The 20,758-nt window shown below is 59.1% G+C and carries 18 protein-coding genes and 1 tRNA gene; 8 read left to right on the top strand and 11 right to left on the bottom strand.

From position 1 onward, the window contains the following. Nucleotides 1-8 precede the first annotated feature (8 nt). Genes ACQY7X_RS03155 through ACQY7X_RS03165 form a run of 3 tightly spaced genes read right to left on the bottom strand, consistent with a single transcriptional unit; the run spans nucleotide 9 to nucleotide 3,990 of the window. A complete protein-coding gene (locus ACQY7X_RS03155) occupies nucleotides 9-959 on the bottom strand; it encodes a hypothetical protein (protein ID WP_428248395.1) in 951 nt (316 codons plus the stop codon). Further along, nucleotides 956-2,797 carry an ATP-binding protein gene (locus tag ACQY7X_RS03160; protein ID WP_428248396.1) on the bottom strand — a complete coding sequence of 614 codons (1,842 nt, stop codon included), beginning with the start codon at nucleotides 2,795-2,797 and terminating at the stop codon, nucleotides 956-958. Before ACQY7X_RS03160 ends, ACQY7X_RS03155 begins: the two co-directional genes overlap by 4 nt. Further along, nucleotides 2,794-3,990, bottom strand: a complete 1,197-nt coding sequence (locus ACQY7X_RS03165; RefSeq protein ID WP_428248397.1) for a metallophosphoesterase family protein — start codon at nucleotides 3,988-3,990, stop codon at nucleotides 2,794-2,796. Before ACQY7X_RS03165 ends, ACQY7X_RS03160 begins: the two co-directional genes overlap by 4 nt. A 1,218-nt stretch (nucleotides 3,991-5,208) precedes the next feature. Here ACQY7X_RS03165 and ACQY7X_RS03170 point away from each other — a divergent pair. The 5 genes from ACQY7X_RS03170 to ACQY7X_RS03190 all read left to right on the top strand — a co-directional run bounded on the left by ACQY7X_RS03170 (nucleotide 5,209) and on the right by ACQY7X_RS03190 (nucleotide 10,734). Beyond that, complete coding sequence (locus tag ACQY7X_RS03170; RefSeq protein ID WP_428248398.1) at nucleotides 5,209-6,438, top strand: DNA adenine methylase; 1,230 nt, start codon at nucleotides 5,209-5,211, stop codon at nucleotides 6,436-6,438. Nucleotides 6,439-6,448: 10 nt separating this feature from the next. Next, nucleotides 6,449-7,423: a ParB/RepB/Spo0J family partition protein gene (locus ACQY7X_RS03175; protein ID WP_428248399.1), complete on the top strand. Its 975-nt coding sequence runs from the start codon at nucleotides 6,449-6,451 to the stop codon at nucleotides 7,421-7,423. Then, nucleotides 7,420-8,244, top strand: coding sequence for a phosphoribosyltransferase-like protein (locus ACQY7X_RS03180; protein WP_428248400.1), 825 nt, complete (start codon nucleotides 7,420-7,422; stop codon nucleotides 8,242-8,244). Before ACQY7X_RS03175 ends, ACQY7X_RS03180 begins: the two co-directional genes overlap by 4 nt. 227 nt (nucleotides 8,245-8,471) lie before the next feature. After that, nucleotides 8,472-9,041, top strand: coding sequence for a DUF2924 domain-containing protein (locus ACQY7X_RS03185; protein WP_428248401.1), 570 nt, complete (start codon nucleotides 8,472-8,474; stop codon nucleotides 9,039-9,041). After that, nucleotides 9,034-10,734 (top strand): recombinase family protein, encoded by a 1,701-nt coding sequence (locus ACQY7X_RS03190; protein WP_428248402.1) that lies wholly within the window; start codon nucleotides 9,034-9,036, stop codon nucleotides 10,732-10,734. The genes ACQY7X_RS03185 and ACQY7X_RS03190 overlap by 8 nt, the downstream gene beginning before the upstream one ends. A gap of 266 nt (nucleotides 10,735-11,000) precedes the next feature. Here the strand turns inward: ACQY7X_RS03190 and ACQY7X_RS03195 are convergent. The 7 genes from ACQY7X_RS03195 to ACQY7X_RS03225 form a co-directional block, all read right to left on the bottom strand. Continuing rightward, a tRNA-Gln gene (locus tag ACQY7X_RS03195) sits at nucleotides 11,001-11,074 on the bottom strand. 108 nt (nucleotides 11,075-11,182) lie between these two features. Beyond that, a complete protein-coding gene (locus ACQY7X_RS03200) occupies nucleotides 11,183-12,505 on the bottom strand; it encodes a class I SAM-dependent RNA methyltransferase (RefSeq protein ID WP_428248403.1) in 1,323 nt (440 codons plus the stop codon). Then, nucleotides 12,498-13,256 carry a TlyA family RNA methyltransferase gene (locus ACQY7X_RS03205; protein ID WP_428248404.1) on the bottom strand — a complete coding sequence of 253 codons (759 nt, stop codon included), beginning with the start codon at nucleotides 13,254-13,256 and terminating at the stop codon, nucleotides 12,498-12,500. Before ACQY7X_RS03205 ends, ACQY7X_RS03200 begins: the two co-directional genes overlap by 8 nt. After that, the gene (locus tag ACQY7X_RS03210) at nucleotides 13,253-14,596 is read right to left on the bottom strand and encodes an MATE family efflux transporter (protein WP_428248405.1); all 1,344 of its coding nucleotides are present in this window, start codon (nucleotides 14,594-14,596) and stop codon (nucleotides 13,253-13,255) included. The genes ACQY7X_RS03205 and ACQY7X_RS03210 overlap by 4 nt, the downstream gene beginning before the upstream one ends. A gap of 11 nt (nucleotides 14,597-14,607) precedes the next feature. Next, nucleotides 14,608-16,527 (bottom strand): 1-deoxy-D-xylulose-5-phosphate synthase, encoded by a 1,920-nt coding sequence (gene dxs / locus ACQY7X_RS03215; protein ID WP_428248406.1) that lies wholly within the window; start codon nucleotides 16,525-16,527, stop codon nucleotides 14,608-14,610. A 13-nt stretch (nucleotides 16,528-16,540) separates the two neighbouring features. Further along, complete coding sequence (locus ACQY7X_RS03220; RefSeq protein ID WP_428248407.1) at nucleotides 16,541-17,467, bottom strand: polyprenyl synthetase family protein; 927 nt, start codon at nucleotides 17,465-17,467, stop codon at nucleotides 16,541-16,543. Between the two features lie 16 nt (nucleotides 17,468-17,483). After that, nucleotides 17,484-17,768, bottom strand: a complete 285-nt coding sequence (locus ACQY7X_RS03225) for an exodeoxyribonuclease VII small subunit (RefSeq protein ID WP_428248408.1) — start codon at nucleotides 17,766-17,768, stop codon at nucleotides 17,484-17,486. A gap of 154 nt (nucleotides 17,769-17,922) precedes the next feature. Here ACQY7X_RS03225 and ACQY7X_RS03230 point away from each other — a divergent pair, with 154 nt between their 5' ends. The 3 genes from ACQY7X_RS03230 to ACQY7X_RS03240 all read left to right on the top strand — a co-directional run bounded on the left by ACQY7X_RS03230 (nucleotide 17,923) and on the right by ACQY7X_RS03240 (nucleotide 19,503). Further along, nucleotides 17,923-18,615 carry a lipid-binding SYLF domain-containing protein gene (locus tag ACQY7X_RS03230; protein ID WP_428248409.1) on the top strand — a complete coding sequence of 231 codons (693 nt, stop codon included), beginning with the start codon at nucleotides 17,923-17,925 and terminating at the stop codon, nucleotides 18,613-18,615. Nucleotides 18,616-18,641: 26 nt separating this feature from the next. Then, a complete protein-coding gene (locus ACQY7X_RS03235; RefSeq protein WP_428248410.1) occupies nucleotides 18,642-19,103 on the top strand; it encodes a DUF3293 domain-containing protein in 462 nt (153 codons plus the stop codon). Nucleotides 19,104-19,287: 184 nt separating this feature from the next. Next, entirely contained in the window at nucleotides 19,288-19,503 is a 216-nt protein-coding gene (locus ACQY7X_RS03240; protein WP_428248411.1) for a helix-turn-helix domain-containing protein, read from the top strand. A gap of 64 nt (nucleotides 19,504-19,567) precedes the next feature. Here ACQY7X_RS03240 and ACQY7X_RS03245 read toward each other — a convergent pair whose 3' ends face one another. Next, complete coding sequence (locus ACQY7X_RS03245; RefSeq protein ID WP_428248412.1) at nucleotides 19,568-20,746, bottom strand: acetyl-CoA C-acyltransferase; 1,179 nt, start codon at nucleotides 20,744-20,746, stop codon at nucleotides 19,568-19,570. Between the last annotated feature and the right edge of the window lie 12 nt (nucleotides 20,747-20,758).

Below are 20,758 nucleotides of genomic sequence, written 5' to 3' on the forward strand. Positions count from 1 at the left end.
AGGAGCAATTATGTGCCCGCAGTACTTTGCCCCTCTTCTTTAAGATTTGGCGTAAAGGCCACGCTAAATTCAACAATCTTTCCGTTCGGCACGCGATCGACAGGTTCTCCCGATTGGTCGCCACTTACCCGCCAAACCGAAATATTCGGCAAGTAGCCAACAGCCACTACCATTGAAATAAGCGCGAAAATCTTTGGGCCAAACGGAATAAGTATGGGACGACCAACTGCACTGGCATGGCTCAGAAACGACTCAAGCCGAAGGAAACAGTCATATGGGTCATCGACGCGATATGTGTATATCCGCTCCTTGCCGATGAGATTAATCATATCACGATTAATAGACCAAACCTTATGGTCATATTGCGGATCCTCTCCAGTTGGGAAGAATGCCCATGCGTCATACGGCTCCAAGTATTCAAGTATGCCGTAGGCGTAATCGTATTCATAACCAAGACCTACGATTGCCAAGGCTGGCTTCGAAATATCGGAGTACCATCCCGCAAAGTCCGGCGTTACAGGCTCCGAGATTGTAATGGGGCTGTGTTCCTGACTAGGGGCGACAAACTTTGCCGGACTATAGAAGAAGGTTACGTTAGCTTTAGCACCTTCGCCATTTAAGAGGTGTACTAGCGTTGCGATCATTGGACGTGACATTGATGATATGTCGATACCTATTTCCAGTTGGTTGCCCTGCGCATCCATCGTTTGGATTATTTCCGAAATTCGGGCCGTGAATCCCACGCCGGCCTTACTCACAATCTCGAACTTCGCCTGCTCATACCAACTCTGGTTCCGTTGGAAGTTCAGAACATTTCGTTCAATGAATTGAATTGCGACGCCCTTCTTTATTTTCGGAAAGACAGTTTGGGAAACGGTAATTGCGCGCTTCTCGTAGCCTAGCGCCGCAATAAACAGGTCAAACTCTTGGCTCTTGTGGTTGCGAATTGGCGTAATCATCGATCCACTCCATCAACAAAACCGAAGAGGTCGACGGGGGCTTCATCTCGCAGAATGGAATGCAGGCTTATCTCTCGCCCGAGGTTTAAGGGCAACCTATAGTACGTCGCAAGCATATAGGAGAGCCGGAACCTCTTGCTTTTGAGCGAATTAAACAGCGGTTCGTCCAAACTGTCATCACCAACAACTATGGCTCCAGCGTTTAGGGCCTTGCCTAGTGCCACCTCAAGGTTTCGCGATGTGTTTGAATCCACGACGAAAGATAGCGGCGGCTCAGCTTGGAAGTCAGCACGTACAAGCCCATCGAAAAAATATTCTCCTATACGATCCAGGAGAGTAAGGAGGCCGCGCTGGCCAGGTTTAGAACGCGACTCATTGACGTATGGGACCGTTTTAAGCAATGCGCGGAAGCGATGAGAGGCTATGGCAATTGCCTTCGTCTGAGCAACCGCCGAAATCTGCACTTTGTCCCTGGCATATTCCTTAAGAAGCGGCGCGACAACGCCGATGAACCAGCGCGGATTTCCCTCGACTACCGCAAACAGCGACCGATATCCGAGATAGAGCCTTGGATTTTTTCGACTCCGGAGCCCACTAATGAATCTGCTGCGTAGCGCGACTCTGATAACAACCAGAGGGGTGACCTTTCGGACATTCTCTGCGCGGTCTTTCTCTTTCATCTTATCAATGGCATTGATGTCAACTTTCCTGGACTTAAGGAAATCAGCGAATGATGAGTCACTATCAGCCAACTCTTTAAAAGCTCGCCAAAGGGGCGAATTGACCTTATAGGCAGGCGCGCTGCGCGCGCCCTCTGGCGCCTCTAAAGCTGAGGGAGCAAATATGTCGCTAAGCTTAGTATCTTTGCACCCGTATGCGCGTAGCATGGCATTTGCAAGTTCGGTCGAGAACTGCAGGCCATCCTCTTTTCTGGTATACCACAGAAAAATAGGGTCATAGTCGTTGCTGGGCATGGGCGCTGCAGCACCCTGCATCGGTTCCAAACCCTCGCTGTATGGGCTGATAGAAAGTTTAAAAAGCAATTTCGGGTATGTACTACGCAACGCCGCCAAAAGCGTTCGTCGAATACTAGCTGGCGCAATCTCAAGCTCATCGAATAGAAGGCCCCACTTCTGCCATTCCTTGCCAACGATTGTGTTGAAGGCGTCAATGGCCAGGCTAGCAGATTCCAAGAATGGGATATGCAGTACTTGATTGGCACGGATGCGCTCTACTGAAGCAGTAGAATCCCTGCCGGATTCCTGTTGAGCTACCTCGGCAATATCTGAAAGCCGCCTCCTTAGCGCTAAGCGAAGACCAAGGAAGCTGCGCACCTGAATGCTAAGCTTCCAAGCATCTGCCAGCAACTGTACCAGTTCTTCCTCCTTCTCCCGCGGCAAGTCGCAATATAAATGAGATAAATGGCGATGGTCTTTCAACCTCGGCATTGCCGCCTGTTGCATGGCTTCCACGAGAGCGATAAGCACATGATTTGTGAATGCCGCATTGCCTAGTGTATCCGCTACATAGCTGGCGAGAGGCCGCGACGACAGCGCGCCGAGTTGGGCACTCCAGCTGATGTCCGCCGGAATAAAGACACCAATAAAGTCGATATCTTTTTTGTCACTCCCAGAACTTTCATCATTCCAAGCCATCAAGGCGGGCACCTGCAACATCTTCAGCAATGTCGTTTTGCCACTACCGCGTGGACCGACAATCAATGAGTGTCGACGCAATATGAGCTTTCCGAAGTCTGGAGGAGCAATGAAGGTCGCCGCCACCTGACTAGGCTCCAGATTTCGGGCATTAAATGAGTCGAAAATGGAGGGCGCAATCATTTGGCCAACTGAAGGTTTGGAAGCAGATTTTCCGAGTCGACAAGCACCTTGATGGCATGCTTCTCACGAAGAACCTTTAATATGCGCTTCTTGTCGATTGGCAGAACATATTTCCAATCAGGAAACTGGGAGATTAAGTCTGCTAGATCAACATAGGCTGATTTTTCCATAACGAAAGCTGCAATCTGGCTTGCAAAATAATCAACATTCCCACGATATCCGAATCCAGCATGGTCAGGGATTTCCGCATCATTACTCGCTGCCACCCAACCCTTAAGATCGTACCAGTCCCAGGCACGCACAGTCCCACATAAGGCCGATGAGGTGCTGCCAATTGAGTGTAACTCGAGTTCGAGAATATAGAATTGATTTCGGGTACGGCTCGCGAGTTCGCTGTACAGTTTTGCACTGAAACTGCCGAGGGAAAATATTATCGGAGGCGCCGCCCCTCCGGCGGCATAAACAAGATTTGGATAATGCTTGTGACCATGAGCTATAAGCCATGGGCCAGCATCACACTGGTGAGCCAACGCATTGATCAGTTTATCGCCACCATCCATTTCACTGTAGTCGGCTTCCTTGATCTGATTGTTACGCGCTGGATGGTGATGGCAAATCAGCATGTTCACCGACTTTTTCGACCTGCCATTCAGGTCCGCAATAATCTTCATAATTGTCCGCTCGCTCACCCGACCATGTAGGTATTCAGGCGGGTCACCATTGGCGCCGGTGGCGCCGTGATAGGCGCTGCTGTTCAGAACGAGAATTCTGAATTCCGGATTGATTTCGAGAATGCAGTAGTGGCGCGCCCAATATTTATCCGCATCTATCTGCCCCTTAACAGGAAACAGTGGGATCAGGTCTTGGAGATGACCTTTTGCATCATGGTCGTTGTGCTTGTGGCGCGAGTCTATGTCGTGATTACCAGCGGTACCTATCAGCATGTCGGCACCGAATTCCGTGCGGAGGCTTTCCAGCCTCTCCCAAGCATGCCTGACACCTGCCGGATCGGCTCTGTCGCACATATCACCACAGCAGACCAATATGTCGGCTTTCAGGACCTGCCTCTTTATCAGGTCGCGCAAACCTACAATCGGGTGTGTGGTAGGGCTGTCCTCGGCGCCAGTTGTAGAAATCCGTGAAGGGTCTCCACTTGTCGAACTGGGCTGATAGACATGGAGGTCGCTCAGCATTGCGAGCTTTATCGTATTAGATGCGGACATCTTTTTTTGAATACTCGTTGATGGTCCCTATTGCCCCATGATGGCGCGACCGCTGGCATCCCCCCTCCTCACTGCGCCCCTAGATTGCCAACCTATCCGTGACTATGAGCTGTATCAAACGTTAGATTTCTCGTTTCCATTAACTGAACCAAACCCACTTACCCCCTTTGACGATTCCACCCAGCGAATGACCTATCCACATGCCCTCTGCCCTATCCCGTGTGTGGTTCAACACAAGCTCAAAGGCACCGTGATAGCCATTTGTCAAATTATCGCTCCAAATCCCGGTGATATAGCGGCTATCTTTCATTGAAGCTCGCACCTGATATCGAACAGTTTGGCCAGATAATAGTGTTACATCGAATTCCGCGACGCAGTAGTCCGAAAATGTATAGAGCTGTAGAATGCTTGTATTGATTGCATGAAAGCGCGAACTCTTTACATGCCACTCCTGATGCCACTGCGTCAGAAACACATCGTTTCGGGCCCAAGGACACCAGTTGGAGAGAGTCTTGACCAAGCTATATCCGCGACTCCTCTTCAGAAATGGCTTGACAATAAGGCCGCCAACCAGCGCACCGAGCCCGCCCTTTACTAACGCAACCAGCCACTCCAATCTCGCCCCCCTAAATGCGATTTTATGCCATATTATCGCTTTTTATAGTTGCAATATCGCGCCGATGCCTCAAGTATTTGTATTATACTTTGGCATAACGAAGTGAATAGAACAGCTTTTATGTGAGTGCGGCGAAAGATTGGTACCCGAGCACCGGCATGAGAACGTATCAGGGGCGTATCCTAGGGTCCCTCTGCATGACTGGGGTAGACCCCACTTACAACCGATCGTCACTTAAGGCTTGATGACCACCGCAGTGATGATCCGAATATTTGGAAAGAACCGAAGGACAGCCCCCGGTTCAAGTTTCCTGCGATCTACAGATAACTAGGGCTGGGAATGCGTCCATTACCCACTACTGTACACACGGAGGTATCGGGCCGAGTGCCCTTATGCTCCTCGGCTGAGCGGTACCCAAAATTAATATTCTCCCCAGGCTATACCGGCGCCAGCACACACAGTGGACCATCGTCCGGACTTGAAGAATTTTCCAAATTAATTCAGTATATTAGCATTGATTTTATTCGGCCGGCACAGGCCTGCAGCGTATGCTTCGCACTGGAGGAAGTCGGATGACGTTGAATGTCAGCTATATGGGGACGAAGCGTCAGCTTGCTGATCAAGTGGCTGATGTCATCGCTCTGTCAGCTGACGGACCGCTCCTCGACCTGTTCGCAGGGATGTGCGCTGTTGGAAGTGCCGTCGCTCCGGACCGAAATGTTTGGTGTAACGACGTCCAGTGGTTCGCCTCTACCGTCGCGCGATCATTCTTTACTTCCGATGGCAGACCGCTCGACCGTGAGACCTGCGAGGAGCTTCTTGAAGAACCGTTCGAAGAAAACCGCGATGCGCTGATCCAACGATTTCGTGCTCATCTCAATCGGGAAAACGAAGCTCTTACTGCTGCCAGTGTTCAGAGGTTCCGCGCTAGCGATGCGGCGATGCCCAATTGCGGCACCTCGCTCTATTTTGACAAAGAGCGACGCCGACTTACTACAAACAAATGTGAATTTCCCTACCGCCTGTTCTCGATTACCTATGCTGGCGGCTACTTCGGCCTGCAACAGGCGATCGACATCGACAGTATCCGTTATGCTATCGACACTCGGCTCAAGACACGCCAGATCACCACCGAGCAGCACCGCTGGCTACTAATTGGGCTCTGTCAGGCGGCTAGTAAGGTCGCCAATACCACCGGTCACTTCGCCCAATATCTGAAAGTGAAATCGACCAACATCCGCCGCCTAGCACGGCAACGCGAACGGTCCATCTATGGCGAGTGGCTGGCCTGCATCGAAGAGATGAAGCCGCTCGGTACTAAACGGTGGCGTCAGGGTAATGAGGTAACGAAATCCGACGCCGTCAAGCTGCTAAAGGAAATGGCAAAGAAGGAAGGCAAGCTGCCTGCCGTCATCTATGCCGACCCGCCCTATACCGATGACCAGTATTCTCGCTATTACCATCTCTACGAGACGCTCATCCTGTACGACTATCCCGAGTCGAAGGGTATGGGGCGCTATCGTCCCGACCGTTTTGTGTCACTGTTCTCGTCCAAGCAGTCAGTCGAGAAGGAAATGAAGCTACTCGTTGAGGGTGTGGCGCATCTTGGGAGCGATATCGTTATCAGCTATCCGGGCAATGGGTTGCTCAGCGACACCAAGAACACGCTGCGGCAGCTTATCAAGTCCAGCTACAACCACTGCAATATTATCGAGATTGACCACCGTCATTCTTCACTCGGGGCCTCGAAAGGGGTCCAAAAACACAGTGTCACCGAGATGCTGTTCCGAGGCTATAATTAGAGGTCACGATATGCCGGACCCCACAGATGTTTTAGGTACAATGCCTCGCGCCATTGGCGTCAAAACCGTCAAGACTGGTGACCTGAGACCCAACCCTCACAATCCACGGCTTCTGTTCGATCGCGAACCGCTGGAAACACTGACCGAATCCATTAAGAAGGTCGGTATCCTGGTTCCACTTACCGTCTATAAAGCAAAGGGCAGCGACAAGTATACCATTCTGGATGGCCAGCGCCGCTGGATGTGCGCACAAACTGCAGGCCTGCAGATCGTGCCCATCAACGAGGTGGCAGAACCGACCGTGGCCCAAAATATCGTAACGATGTTCCAGATCCACAAACTTCGGAAGGACTGGGAGCTCATGCCAACGGCACTGAAGCTCAATGTCCTGATGAATGAGCTCAAAGAAAAGCGCAACGAACACCTGGCCCAGTTGACCGGCCTGGACGTCGCCGTCGTCGTGCGGTGCAAGAAACTTCTGTCCTATCCTAAGAAGTATCAGGACCAGATGCTTTTCACGGAACCGAACGACCGCGTGAAGGCTGACTTCTTCATCGAGCTATACCCGATTGTTACTGATAAGGCCGTTAAGAACGCAGAGAACTTCAGTAAAACCAAGACGATTGACCGAATGCTGGACAAATACCAGACGGGTGGGTCTGGGATTAAGGCCATCACTGATTTCCGCGCTATCAAGCAGCACCTGACAGCGGCAACCAAGGCGAAACAGATCAAGCGCGTTCAGAAACGATTCCGGGAGTTTCTGGCCGATGACGATCTTCCCATTCAGCATCTGGAAATCAGCAGCGCCACTGTGCAGCGAAAGGCGAAGGCGCTGACTCGAACTGCCTCCAAGCTAGTCGACGAAATCAACAAGATTGAAGCGATGGACTTTTACGGCGAGGAGGAATTTTGGCTGGAGCTGGAGCGCCTCATTGAAGTTGTCCAGCGCAAACTCAAAGAAGCGGACAGGCGCAAGGTATGAAGAAGCCGCAGGGGGGAGTAAACCCGGCTAAACTCACTGCCTGGGTCAGAAAGTTCTCTGTATATCGCAGGCCGCCGTCCCGTCAAGATATCCAAGCGTGGCTTGGCCTATTCAAGTACGAAGACCAGACAATAGCAATCCGCATCTTAGACAACCTGTTGCTCGTCTCAGAAACCAACATTCAGACGGGGTATCGCTCAGCGCTGCAAGGAATGGAAGGTTGGCATGGGAACGCACGGCAGCGAACCGGCCGTTGGTATTTCTGTGGCTATGCCAAAGATACTCATGAAAGTGGTCAGACCATGCTTCGGATGTTTGCCGAAGCGAACCGGCTGCAGCAGGAATCGCATCGGAGCATGTTTGTTTCTCCCCGAGAGCTGCCGCAACTCAAGCTTACTGCTGAGGATACGCTGATTTTTGTAGATGACGTGTCAGGCAGCGGCAACCAGGTTGTCCATTACTGGCCGACAATGCTTGAGCTGATAGCGAGCGAAGCCCGGGCTTTTCTCGTTCTGACCGCAGTCACCCAGACGGCACTGGCCGCAATAAACGCAAATACCGAGCTAGAAGTGGTCGCTCAGTACGTGATCGATCATTCCGGCAATGTCTTTCACGACGACTGCAAATTCCTGACAGCAGCCGAAAAGAAAAAGCTGCTGGCCTACTGCCAGATGGCCGATGCCAAAAACCCCCAAGGGTATGGAAACTGTGGCCTATTGCTGGTGCTAAGCCATAAGACTCCCAACAACACCATCCCGGTCATCTACTGTCACCATGACGGCTGGCAAGGAATATTTCCCCGACACCTGCCTCTAGACTAATCAAGAACCTGGAGTCCTACGGAGTAGAGATCTGCCAAAGGTACGTTTCCCTTACGTGCTTATGCTGGCAGCTTAATGGTTCCGCCACGGTACATTTGGCCCGTCAATTAGTTGAAAAGCAGCCCTTGAGTGGCGGGGCCATAGGTGGATTGCCGCAACCTCAGAGCACATTTCACTGGCTAATGTGGTGAAAGCAAGCATGTATGGGCTCCGGTGGAGGGCCATACATGATCGAGAGTGCGACGCGGGTAAGAGTTAAATATCGAGTAAAATCAGGCCCTGGAAGCGGGCCGCATGGCCCCTCTCACCAAGCCGCATCGGCCCCCGCTCCTCCCTCCATAGATGCTCTCGAACAGCTCCCCACTTCCGAGCTGAAACGCCTCTGGTCGCAGCATTGGAAGCAAGGCGGCTTGCCAAAGCGGGTAAGCCGGGAGCTGCTGGTACTGGGCCTGGCCCATGATCAGCAGGCCAGAACACTGGGTGGGCTGTCGAAGGAAGCCCGCCGACGCCTCGAGTCGGTGATGGCCGGGCTTGAGCGCACCGGTAAGGTCGATATCGAGGTGCCGATCCGGATTAAGCCCGGCACCAGGCTGGTCCGGGAATGGCAGGGCGAGCGGCACGAGGTGACGGTACTGGAGAAACGCTTCGCCTATCGCGGCCGGCAGTTCGACAGCCTCTCCGAGGTTGCCCGAGAAATCACCGGGACCCGATGGTCAGGGCCGGTCTTCTTCGGCTTGAAGAAGGTATCCCGCAGCCGAAGGGATAAGGATTCGGATGTTGGAGTAGCGAATGCCTAGCCTCCGCTGCGCCATCTATACCCGCAAATCCTCTGAAGAAGGCCTCGAGCAGGACTTCAATAGCCTGGATGCTCAACGGGAAGCTTGCGGCGCTTATATCCAAAGCCAGCGGCATGAAGGCTGGGGCGCCATTAAGGGCAGCTATGATGACGGTGGCTTCTCGGGCGGCAACATGAACCGCCCCGGCTTGGTCAGGCTCCTGGCTGATATCGATAAAGGCCTCGTCGATGTCGTAGTCGTCTACAAGGTGGATCGGCTGACCCGGTCCCTGGCTGACTTCGCCAAGATCGTGGAGGCTTTTGACAAGAAGGGCGTCTCGTTCGTCTCGGTCACTCAGCAGTTCAATACCACCACCTCCATGGGCCGGCTGACCTTGAATGTACTGCTGTCCTTCGCCCAGTTCGAGCGTGAGGTCACGGGTGAGCGCATCCGGGACAAGGTGGCCGCCTCCAAGCGCAAGGGCATGTTCATGGGCGGCAATATCCCCGTGGGCTATGACCTCGACAATCGCAAGCTGGTAGTGAACGAAACTGATGCTGCCTTTGTAAAAGGTCTCTTCGATCGCTATCTGGCCCTTGGCGACGCTACCAAGCTGAAGCGGGAATTGGATCAGCGGAAAATCTGCACCAAGGTTCGGACCTCCAGGAGTGGCAATGCCAGGGGCGGTGAGCCTTACACCCGGGGGATGCTCTACTACATTATGAAGAACCGCATTTACCTCGGGGACATCGTTCACAAGGGTCAGATTTATCCTGGCGAACACCAGCCGATCATCGATCCAGCCACCTTTGATCAGGTGCAGAAGCTGATCACTTCAAATCGGCATGACCATGTCACCCGCTCACGCACCAAGGAGCGTAGTCTTCTGGCCGGGTTTGTCTGGGATGAATATGGGCGTAAGCTCACAATCACCCACACCAAGAAGGCTGCTCGCCGATACCGCTACTATGTCTCTGGACCGGCGCAAACCGGGGAGGTTACCGACAAGCGCCCGGTTCGGATTGCTGCCAGTGATCTTGAGACAATGGCTTGCAATGAAATCGCTACCTTCTTCAAGGATGAAGAGCAGCTGAGGAACACTCTGTTCAACGCTGTAGCGGGAAATGTGGTCGAGCCGCCTACGATGCCGGGAATGGCAAATTGGACCGAGGCAGCAGCCAGTGTGGCGCGAAAGCTGATGTTGCCACATGGGGGTGAACTCTTTGCCATCCTTCAGGCCTTGGCACCCAAGATTGTCGCTGGCCGCGCCTTCGTCTCGATCAGCATCAAGCGCAAGACCATCTTGAACTTGCTTGATCTGCCTGCCGATGAGTTTCACGACGAGCAGATAGAACTGCACCGGGATACGAGGCTCAAGACGATTGGCACCGAGCCCCGCTTGATCATCCAGCAGGATGATACTCGCTCAGCAAGACCACAACGCGATCCGGCTTTGATCAAAGCCATGGCTCGCGCGCATATCTGGTTCCGGCGCCATACCGGTGAGACACCAATCTCGACGGATCAGATCGCCAGGCAGGACAAGCAGGACCCGAGCTATGTCGGCAAGATCATGCGGATGGCCTTCCTGTCGCCCGAATTGACCGAAGCGGTCTTGGAAGGGCGCCAACCGCCGGGGCTAACTATTGAAGCCATTCTCTCCGGCATCCCAGCCGATTGGGCTGAGCAGCAGAGCAAATTCGGTCGGCCGTAAAGCCCCCCCAACTCCCACTACGAGCGCAATGAATCCGGCCATTTTCCAGCCGCTTTGCATGCTTGCCGAATGCCGGTGACGTTTACGTCAAGGTCATCCTGGAGTACCAGAACGACCTCCGGAGAATCTGCGGTCAATTCGGCCTGGATTGCGCAATCTGGCATCCAGCAAGGCGCCAAAATAGCGCACCAATACCGGCACAAGTATTTGATATTTAAAGACTATTCCGAGAGGGCGCGGAGATCGCAGTCCAGAGAAGGACTGGTTGGCTGGGGGACTAGGATTCGAACCTAGACAACCAGAGTCAGAGTCTGGGGTCCTACCGTTAGACGATCCCCCAGCAGGGATCGGCGGGGGATATAGCCCGTCCGGGCCGGGCTTGCAACCCCTTCCCTCGCCCGAGGCTGCCCAAGGCTGATCCGGGGCCTGCCCGGAACAGCTACTTATCCTAGCCGCGGCGGAAAACCGCCACCAGTTCCAGATGCGGGGTCCACAGGAACTGGTCTATCGGCTGCGCGGTTTCCAGCCGGTAGCCGGCCTCCACCAGCAGGCGGGCATCGCGGGCAAAGCTGTTCGGGTCGCAGGCGGCCATCAGCACCAGCGGCGGCGCCGCCTTGGCCTTCACCGCCTCGGCCAGGGCTGCTGCCTGGGCGCGGGCGCCGGCGCGCGGCGGATCGAGCAGCACGGCATCAAGCTTCTTCAGTTCCGCCCCGAGCAGTGGCCGGCGTTCGAGATCGCGGCGTTCCGCGCGCACCTGGCCGGCAAGCTGCTGCGCATTGGCAGCCGCCGTGAGCGCGTTTATCGCCGGGCCATCGGCATCGCAGGCCAGCACCTCATGCTTGGCCGCCGCAAGCCGCAGCGCGAAGGCGCCACAGCCGGCAAACAGATCGGCCAGCCTGAGGCCGCTCGGCGCCGGCAATGCGCCGATCAAGGCGGCAGCCATGGCGGCCTCGGCCTCGGCGGTGGCCTGAAGGAAGCCGCCCGGCGGCAATGTGACGGCGATGCTGCCGAACTTGATCCGGGGCGCGGCCGTCTGCGCCAGAATTTCCGGCTGCTGGTCCTGGCCGCCACGATGGCAGAGCCGCATGATGCCAAGCTCAGCCGCCAGCATGGCCAGGTCCTGGCGCGCGCCGGCATCGAGCTTCAGTGGCCCGGTGAACAGCGCATCGATGCCGTTTTCGGCCAGCGTGAGCTTGATATCGAGGCCACGGCCATCCTCGATCAGCAGGCTAAGCATCTCGCGCAGGCGCGGCAGGGGTTTCAGCAGTTCAGGCCGCAGCACGCTGCATTCAGCAAGATCGACAATGCGGCGGCTCTCGGCCTCATGGAAGCCAAGCAGCAGTTTCTTGCCCACACGGCGGGCAGCGAATTCGGCGCGGCGGCGCGTCTGCGGCGGGATCGGCAGCAAGGGCTGCACGATGGCCTCGGCCTGCTCATGGCTCCAATCGCGCCGCGTCAGCGCCGAAACCAATCGTCCGCGTTTCCACACGGCGTATGATTCCTGCTGCCAATGCTGCAGGTTACAGCCGCCACAGGCATGGAAATGGCCGCAGGGTGGCTCGATGCGTTCCGGCGAGGCGGCCTCGATCTCGATCAGTTCCGCCATCTCGCCATCGCCATGGGCGGTCTTGTGCTTGGCTGGCTTGATGCGCGCCGCCACGCGTTCGCCCGGCAGGGTGTAAGGCACATAGGCGCGCGTGCCATCGGCTGCTTCCAGCACGCCATGGCCCTGGCCGCCGATCCGCTGAATGAGGCCGCTTACATCACGCATGGTCGTCGCTCCGCTCGGCAGCGATAAGGAATTCACGATTGCCTTCCGGCCCCAGGATCGGACTCGGCTCCAGGCCCAGCACGCGCCAACCGGGCAGACTTTCGAACCAGGCGCGGATACGGGTGCAGACTTCGTCATGCAGCGCGGCATCGCGCACCACGCCGCCCTTGCCGACACGCTCGCGCCCGACCTCGAATTGCGGCTTGATCAGCGCCACGGCGAAGGCCCCGGGCCTGGCAAGCCGAAGCGGCGCCGGCAGCACGGTTTCAAGCCCGATGAAACTGGCATCGCAAACCACGGCATCCACCGCTTCCGGCACCTGCTCCGCCGAGAGATGCCGCGCATTGGTCTTTTCCAGCACCACGACGCGTTCATCGTTGCGCAAACGCCAGTCGAGCTGGCCCTCGCCGACATCGACGGCATAGACCTTGGCGGCCCCATGCTGCAACAGCACATCGGTAAAGCCGCCGGTGGAAGCGCCGATATCGAGGCAGACGCGGCCCGTGGCATCGAGGCCGAAATGATCCAGTGCGTGTTTCAGCTTGATGCCGCCACGGCTGACCCAGGGATGCGGCTTGCCGCGCAATTCCAGCGGCTGATCGGCGGCGACGGCATGGCCCGGCTTGTCCAGCTTGCGCTCGCCGGAAAACACCAGCCCGGCCATGATCGCAGCCTGCGCCTTGGCCCGGCTTTCCGCCAGGCCGCGCTCCACCAGGGCCTGATCCAGGCGGGTTTTCGGCGCCTTGCTCATCGCGCGATCAGCCTAGCAATGCGGGTCTCGAAGCGCCAGCTCAGCATCACCGCCACAGCAATCAGGCTGGCGGTAAGGCCAAGCCAGATGCCGCTGCCGCGCATCTCGGTATAGAAGCCGAAGCCGATGGCAACCGGCAGGCCAACCACCCAGTATCCAATGCTGGCCAGCAGCATCGGCATCGCGGTGTCCTTCAGGCCGCGCAGCGCGCCATTGGCCACCGCCTGTGCGCCATCCATGGTGGAGAACAGGGCGGCCCAGGAAAGATAGGCCACGGCCAGCAGGTGCACCTGGCTGGTGCGATCCGGCAGGAAAGCGGCGATCAGTTCCGGCGCAGCATGCCAGTAGGTCAGCCCGGTGCAGGCCATGAAGCCGATGGCAAGAACAAAGGCGATGCGGCCGGCGAGGCGCGCACCGATGGCATCGCCCGCACCGATGGCGAGGCCGACGCGCACGGTGGCCGCCTGTGAAATACCCATCGGCACCATGAAGGCGATGGCGGCCCATTGCAGCGCGATCTGGTGCGCCGCCACTTCCGCAGCCCCCAGCCGGCCCATCAGCATGGCCGCCGCCGAGAACAGCCCGACCTCGGCGCCCAGCGTCAGCGCAATCGGCACGCCGATACGCAGATAGGCATAGAGACGCGGCCAGGAACTGCGCCACCAGCCACGGCTCAAGCTGTACGCCGCGAAGCCGGGATCGCGCGCCAGCAGCGCACCGATGGCAACCAGCGTGGCGAGATTGACCAAGGTCGAGCCGAGGCCGGCGCCGACCGCGCCCATTTCCGGCAGCCCGAAACGGCCAAAGACCAGGGCGTAATTCACCAGCAGGTTCAGCGCCACCGCCGCGATGGTGAGCAGCATGGCCGGGCGTGGCCGCTCCAGCGCCGCAGTGAAATGGCGCAGCACCATGAACCACAGTGAAGGCAGGAAGCTGAGGCTCAGTGCACGCACGAAGGGCGCGGCTTCGGCGGCCAGCGCCGGCGCCTGGCCGGTAAGCAGCAGCAGCGGCTCGGTGAACCACAACAGGATCATCGACAGCACGCAGAAAATGCCGACCAGGATCAGGCCGTCATGCACCGCATGGCGCACGCCTTCGCGGTCATTGGCATCGCGGCCCAGGGCCTGCGCGGCGATGGCCGGCGTCGCCATGCCCAGCCCCATGCCCATTACCCAGAGGATATAGTAGAGCGACATGCCGACGGCCGCCGCCGCCAGCGCGGATTCGGAATAGCGCGCCAGCAGCATGATATCCGTGGTGTGGATCGCCATCTGGGCCAGCTGGGTGCCGATGATCGGCAGCGCCAGGGCCAGTGTGGCCCTGACTTCGGGGAGCAACATGGCGGAAATCCTTAGGCCCGGGCCGGGATTTCGGAGGAGCGGCCGAGTGCAGCCAGGGCGGCGGCGGCGATCTGCTGGGCATTGAGGCCCGCTTCGTCATATTGCCGCTGCGGCGTATCGTGATCGATGAAGCGATCCGGCAGCACCAGCGGGCGGATCTTCAGGCCATGATCGAGCAGGCCATCATGGCTGAGGAAATGCAGCACATGGCTGCCGAAGCCGCCGATGCTGCCCTCTTCCACGGTAAGCACCACTTCATGGTGGCGCGCCAATTGCCGCACCAGATCGGTATCCAGTGGCTTGGCGAAACGCGCATCGGCCACGGTGGTGGTAAGTCCACGCGAGGCCAGGTCATCGGCCGCCTTGAGACATTCGCCAAGGCGGGTGCCAAGGCTCAGGATCGCCACCGAATTGCCTTCGCGCAACACACGGCCCTTGCCCAGCGGCAGGATCTGGCCGCGCGCCGGCAATACCACGCCGGTGCCTTCGCCGCGCGGATAGCGGAAGGCCGAAGGGCGGTCATCCAGCGCAGCGGCGGTCGCCACCATATGCATCAGCTCGGCTTCATCGGCCGCCGCCATCACCACCATGTCCGGCAGGCAGGTGAGATAGGCCACATCGAAGCTGCCGGCATGGGTGGCACCATCGGCGCCGACCAGGCCGGCGCGGTCGATGGCGAAGCGCACCGGCAGCTTCTGGATCGCCACATCATGCACCACCTGGTCATAGGCGCGCTGCAGGAAGGTGGAATAGATTGCGGTGAACGGCTTGTAGCCTTCGCAGGCCAGGCCGGCAGCAAAGGTCACCGCATGCTGCTCGGCGATGCCGACATCGAAGCAGCGCTGCGGGAAACGCTTGGCAAAGAGATCAAGCCCGGTGCCGGACGGCATCGCAGCGGTAACGGCAACGATGCGGCTGTCGCTCTCGGCTTCGCGGATCAGGCTTTCGGCAAATACCTTGGTGTAGCTCGGCGGGCCGGCTTTCGGCTTGGCCTGGGCGCCGGTCACCACGTCGAACTTGGCAACGCCGTGATACTTGTCGTCGGCGGCTTCCGCCGGCGGATAGCCCTTGCCCTTCTGGGTCACGACATGCAGCAGCACCGGGCCGGTCTGCTTGTTGTCACGGATATTCTTCAGCACCGGCACCAGATGCTCAAGATTATGGCCGTCCACCGGGCCGACATAATAGAAGCCGAGTTCCTCGAACAGCGTGCCGCCGGTGACCATGCCACGGGCATATTCCTCGGCGCGCTCGGCGGCATCGGCCAGGCCCTTGGGCAGCACCTTGCGGCCAAGCTGCTTGGCAAGCTGGCGCAGCGAGAGATATTGCCGCGAGGACAGCAGGCGCGAGAGATAGGCGCTCATGGCGCCGACCGGCGGCGCGATCGACATGTCGTTGTCGTTCAGCACCACCAGCAGGCGGCTATCCATCGAGCCGGCATTGTTCATCGCCTCATAGGCCATGCCGGCAGACATCGCGCCATCGCCGATGACGCAGATGGTTTCATGCTGCTGGCCGCTCAGCTGCGCCGCCACCGCCATGCCGAGGCCGGCGGAAATCGAGGTGGAGGAATGTGCGGCGCCGAACGGATCGTATTCGCTTTCGCTGCGGCGCGTGAAACCAGAAAGCCCGCCGCCCTGGCGCAGCGTGCGGATACGGTCGCGGCGGCCGGTAAGGATCTTGTGCGGATAGGCCTGATGGCCGACATCCCAGATCAGCTTGTCCTGCGGCGTGGCGAAAACGTGATGGATCGCCACCGTCAGTTCAACAACACCCAGGCCGGCACCAAGATGGCCGCCGGTCACCGACACCGCGTCGATGGTTTCGCGGCGCAGTTCATCGGCCAGCTGCTTGAGCTGGTTGGTATCGAAAGTGCGGATATCGGCGGGCGAACGCACGCTATCCAGCAGGGGAGTACGGTTGCTGATCATGGGGCGTATTGTGTCACGAGCGGCGGGTTATAACAAACGCCGCCAATCCATGCAAAACCTCTGTGTCGCCTGAAACTCCAATATCGCCCGGGAGTTGTTGCAGATACCCCTGAGCTTCGCGCACCAGCTCAGCAGCCCGGGCCCGGGCCCCTTCCAGGCCCAGCAGGCCCACGAACGTGGCCTTGCCGGCGGCTTCATCCTTGCCCACCCGCTTGCCCAGCGTGGCGGCATCGCCCTCCCGGTCCAGGATGTCGTCGGCGATCTGGAACGCCAGGCCAATGGCGCCGGCATAGGCCCGCAAAGCCTGGCGAGCGGGCGCCGGGGCCTGGCCCAGGATAGCCCCGGCCTCGGCGGCGAAACCGATCAGGGCGCCGGTTTTCAACGCCTGTAACCGGCTGATTTCGGCCATGGTCATGCGCTGGCCCTGCCCGGCCAGGGCTTCGGCATGCAGATCGATGGCCTGGCCGCCCACCATGCCGCGCGGCCCCGCAGCCTGGGCCAGGGCCGCCACGAGTTCCAGCCGCACAGAAGCTTCGGGGTGTGTCGCCGGATCGGCCAGCACGGCGAAGGCCTGGGCCTGCAGGCCATCGCCGGCCAGCACGGCAGTAGCTTCGTCATAGGCCCGGTGCAGGGTCGGCCGGCCGCGCCGCAGGTCGTCGTCGTCCATGCAGGGCAGGTCATCATGGGCCAGCGAGTAGCAATGCAGCATCTCGATGGCCGCCGCAGCGCGCAGGCTGTGGCTGCGCTTCACGCCGAACAGATCGGCGCCCGCCACCGTCAGCAAGGGGCGCAGGCGCTTGCCGCCGCCCAGGCAAGCATACAGCATGGCGCCATCCAGCGCCTCTGTATGGCCCTCAGGCCTAGGCAGCAGGTCCGGCAGCAGCGCTTCGATGGCCGCCGCCACTTCCTGCATCGCGTTCTGAAAAGCCGCATCGCTCATGGCCAGGCCGGCAGGCTCAGTCGCCCCGGAAGGGCTGGGTGGAGACGGAACCATCGCCGGCCACCACGATCTTCTCGATCTTTTCTTCCGCCGCGCGCAGCTTGGTCTCGCAATGGCGCCGCAGCAGGGCGCCGCGGCCATAAAGCGCGATGGATTCTTCGAGTTCCACCCGGCCGCTTTCCAGTCGGGAAACGATCTCGTCCAGCGCCTTCAAAGCCGCCTCAAAACTCATGGCCTGGATATCGGCAGGGATTTCCGGCTGGTTTTCCGCCGTTTCCACTGCATTGGCTGCCTTGGTCATGCCGCCTCCTGATCCAAATTTGGCCCCATTTGCCCGTCTAGTCTAAGGCCGCCCCAGGGGTTGCCACAACGGACAGGCGGCCCTTGGCTGGCTCCATATATTGTATGATTCTGTTTGCCAACCCCCCGAGATTTATCAACGCGAGGATCAACCCATGATAGCCCGCCGCACCCTGCTGCAATCCCTGGCCTTGGCCGGCGCCGCCGGCCTGCTGCCCTATAGCCGCGCCGCCCTGGCACAATCTGGCGACCAGGGCCTGATCGACCAATCACGGGTCGCTGTGGATAACTTTACCCGCGACACCAACTTCACCGACATGCGCCGCCATCTGGCGAATGCGCGTGGCGTCTTTGTGGTACCGCAGCTCATCAAGGGCAGCTTCATCATCGGTGGCGAAGGCGGTTCCGGCGTGCTGCTGGCCCGCAATAGCGGCCAGTGGAGCCAGCCGGCGATCTACACCATGGGCGCCGGCTCGATCGGCCTGCAGATCGGCGGCGAGGTTTCCGAGGTCATGCTGCTGCTGATGTCGGCCCGCGCCGTGGATGCGATCCTGCGCAACGAGTTCAAGCTCGGCGCCGATGCCAGCGTTGCCGCCGGCCCGGTCGGCGCCGGCATCGAAGCCTCCACCACCACCAACCTTGGCGCCGACATCCTCTCCTACGCCCGCACCAAGGGCCTGGCGGTCGGCTTCTCGGTGGAGGGTGCGGTGATCACCGCACGCCACGGCCGCAACGAAACCTACTATGGCCGCTCGGTGCATCCGCGCGACATCCTCTACAACAACGCGGTCGCCAATAACGGCACTGGCGAACTGCGCCAGGCATTGCAGCAGGCCGAACTGCGCTAGTGCAGGCCCGGCGTATGCAGCCCCGAATGCGGCCCAGCCTGGTCCGCGCCTACCGCGCCACCGCCTACACGGTGGCGCGGTCCAGCGCAGTGAATCATGGTGAAGCTGAACTGGTGCTGCATCCAGACCTTTATGACCCCACCACCGATGCCTGGCTGCGGGCCGAGCGCGTGACCCAGGTGGTGCTGCTCACCGCCTGGAATCCGGCCAGCCGGCGCTGTTCGGCGCAGGAGAACCGCGCCGCCGATGCGGCCCTGAAACATTGGCTGGAAAAATGGAGCTACCGCTGGCTGCCGGCGGAGTATCGCGGCGCCGATCCGGCCTGGACCGAGGCCGGCGTTGCCATACCCGGCCTGCCGCGCCGTATCGGCATCGCGCTGGCCCGTCGCCTCGGACAGAATGCGTTACTTTTCACCCGCTTAGGCAGCCCGCCGAGACTGATCCGTACCCGTAGAAATTCCATTGACGAATCTCTCCGGCTTTCTTAATAACCACATCGTTACCCAGGCTTGGTTAACGCCAGCCAAGGGCGGATCCTCCCTGTTACGGCGATGCATCCGCCCTGCTTTTTTTCAGTATCAGTAGCTCTTTCAGTATTTGTGTGTCGCGACGTTCAGCACGGCAGTCGCCGCGCCGGCAAACCGGTTGCGGGGGTGCCAAACGAGAAAATGCATGCCGATTGCACCGATCCGCCAGGACAACCGCCTCTACTACCCCAAGGAATCCCATGAGCAAGTGATCCAGTGGTGCCGCGTGAAGGGCATCACCCTGGATGATTTTGCCCTGCAGGTGGGCGTGCCGCGCGCCAGCCTGGTGAATATCCTGAAAGGCATCGACGCCACGCCAACCCGCGTCGCCCAGGCGATCAACGACGCCCTGCGGGCTTAATCAGACGCGGAAATGAAAAGGGCCGGCGAACCGGCCCTTTCCCTGCTTATTCGGCGAGATTGCCTCAGGCGACCTCGAACAGACCGGCAGCGCCCATGCCGCCGCCGATGCACATGGTGACCACCACATACTTGGCGCCACGGCGCTTGCCTTCGATCAGCGCATGGCCGGTGAGGCGCGCCCCCGAGGTACCATAGGGATGGCCGACGGCGATGGCGCCGCCATTGACGTTGAGCAGTTCATCCGGGATGCCGAGCTTGTCGCGGCTGTAGATCACCTGGCAGGCGAAAGCCTCGTTCAGTTCCCACAGGCCGATATCAGAAACCTTGAGACCGGCACGCTCCAGCAGGCGCGGCACGGCGAAGACCGGGCCAATACCCATCTCGTCCGGCTCGCAACCGGCCACCGCGAAACCACGGAAATAGCCGAGCGGCTGCAGGCCGCGCTTCTCCGCCAGCTTGGCATTCATCACGATGCAGGCCGAGGCGCCATCGGAGAATTGGCTGGCATTGCCGGCGGCAATCACGCCGCCCGGAATCGCCGGCTTGATCTGCGACACGCCCTCGAAGGTGGTGTCGGCACGGATGCCTTCATCACTGTTCACGGTTACTTCGCGGGTGGTGATCTGGCCGGTTTCCTTGTCGGCCACCGCCATGGTGGTCTTCACCGGAATGATCTCGGCATCGAACTTGCCGGCAGCACGGGCAGCGGCGGCGCGCTGCTGGCTGCGAGCGCCATAACGGTCCTGGTCCTCGCGGCTGATGTTATAACGCTTCGCCACGGTCTCGGCGGTCTGCAGCATCGGCCAGTAGATTTCCGGCTTATGCTCCTTGATCCAGGGATCGATCAGGTTGCTCTTGTTCGCCTCGTTCTGCACCAGCGAGATCGACTCGACGCCACCGGCAGCCATTACCGGCACGCCATCGACGATCACGCGCTGCGCCGCCATGGCGATGGTCTGGAGCCCCGACGAGCAGAAGCGGTTGACGGTGACGCCCGAGGTGCCGACCGGCAGGCCGGCGCGGATGGCGATCTGGCGGGCGATGTTGCTGCCCGTGGCGCCTTCCGGGTTGGCGCAGCCCATGATCACGTCCTCGATCTCGGCCGGATCGACCTTGGCGCGCTCGACGGCGGCAGCCAGGGCGGCGCCGCCCAGGGTGGCGCCATGGGTCATGTTGAATCCGCCCTTCCAGGACTTGGCAAGGCCGGTACGGGCAGTCGAGACGATGACGGCTTCGGTCATTTTCGGGGTTCC

The organism is Ferrovibrio sp., from assembly GCF_965278975.1.
Classification (GTDB): domain Bacteria; phylum Pseudomonadota; class Alphaproteobacteria; order Ferrovibrionales; family Ferrovibrionaceae; genus Ferrovibrio.

Coding starts and splice junctions, on each gene's coding strand:
- ACQY7X_RS03155 (WP_428248395.1), bottom strand. CDS start 959: ATGATTACGCCAATTCGCAACCACAAGAGCCAAGAGTTTGACCTGTTT.
- ACQY7X_RS03160 (WP_428248396.1), bottom strand. CDS start 2,797: ATGATTGCGCCCTCCATTTTCGACTCATTTAATGCCCGAAATCTGGAG.
- ACQY7X_RS03165 (WP_428248397.1), bottom strand. CDS start 3,990: ATGCTGAGCGACCTCCATGTCTATCAGCCCAGTTCGACAAGTGGAGAC.
- ACQY7X_RS03170 (WP_428248398.1), top strand. CDS start 5,209: ATGACGTTGAATGTCAGCTATATGGGGACGAAGCGTCAGCTTGCTGAT.
- ACQY7X_RS03175 (WP_428248399.1), top strand. CDS start 6,449: ATGCCGGACCCCACAGATGTTTTAGGTACAATGCCTCGCGCCATTGGC.
- ACQY7X_RS03180 (WP_428248400.1), top strand. CDS start 7,420: ATGAAGAAGCCGCAGGGGGGAGTAAACCCGGCTAAACTCACTGCCTGG.
- ACQY7X_RS03185 (WP_428248401.1), top strand. CDS start 8,472: ATGATCGAGAGTGCGACGCGGGTAAGAGTTAAATATCGAGTAAAATCA.
- ACQY7X_RS03190 (WP_428248402.1), top strand. CDS start 9,034: ATGCCTAGCCTCCGCTGCGCCATCTATACCCGCAAATCCTCTGAAGAA.
- ACQY7X_RS03200 (WP_428248403.1), bottom strand. CDS start 12,505: ATGCGTGATGTAAGCGGCCTCATTCAGCGGATCGGCGGCCAGGGCCAT.
- ACQY7X_RS03205 (WP_428248404.1), bottom strand. CDS start 13,256: ATGAGCAAGGCGCCGAAAACCCGCCTGGATCAGGCCCTGGTGGAGCGC.
- ACQY7X_RS03210 (WP_428248405.1), bottom strand. CDS start 14,596: ATGTTGCTCCCCGAAGTCAGGGCCACACTGGCCCTGGCGCTGCCGATC.
- dxs (WP_428248406.1), bottom strand. CDS start 16,527: ATGATCAGCAACCGTACTCCCCTGCTGGATAGCGTGCGTTCGCCCGCC.
- ACQY7X_RS03220 (WP_428248407.1), bottom strand. CDS start 17,467: ATGAGCGATGCGGCTTTTCAGAACGCGATGCAGGAAGTGGCGGCGGCC.
- ACQY7X_RS03225 (WP_428248408.1), bottom strand. CDS start 17,768: ATGACCAAGGCAGCCAATGCAGTGGAAACGGCGGAAAACCAGCCGGAA.
- ACQY7X_RS03230 (WP_428248409.1), top strand. CDS start 17,923: ATGATAGCCCGCCGCACCCTGCTGCAATCCCTGGCCTTGGCCGGCGCC.
- ACQY7X_RS03235 (WP_428248410.1), top strand. CDS start 18,642: ATGCGGCCCAGCCTGGTCCGCGCCTACCGCGCCACCGCCTACACGGTG.
- ACQY7X_RS03240 (WP_428248411.1), top strand. CDS start 19,288: ATGCCGATTGCACCGATCCGCCAGGACAACCGCCTCTACTACCCCAAG.
- ACQY7X_RS03245 (WP_428248412.1), bottom strand. CDS start 20,746: ATGACCGAAGCCGTCATCGTCTCGACTGCCCGTACCGGCCTTGCCAAG.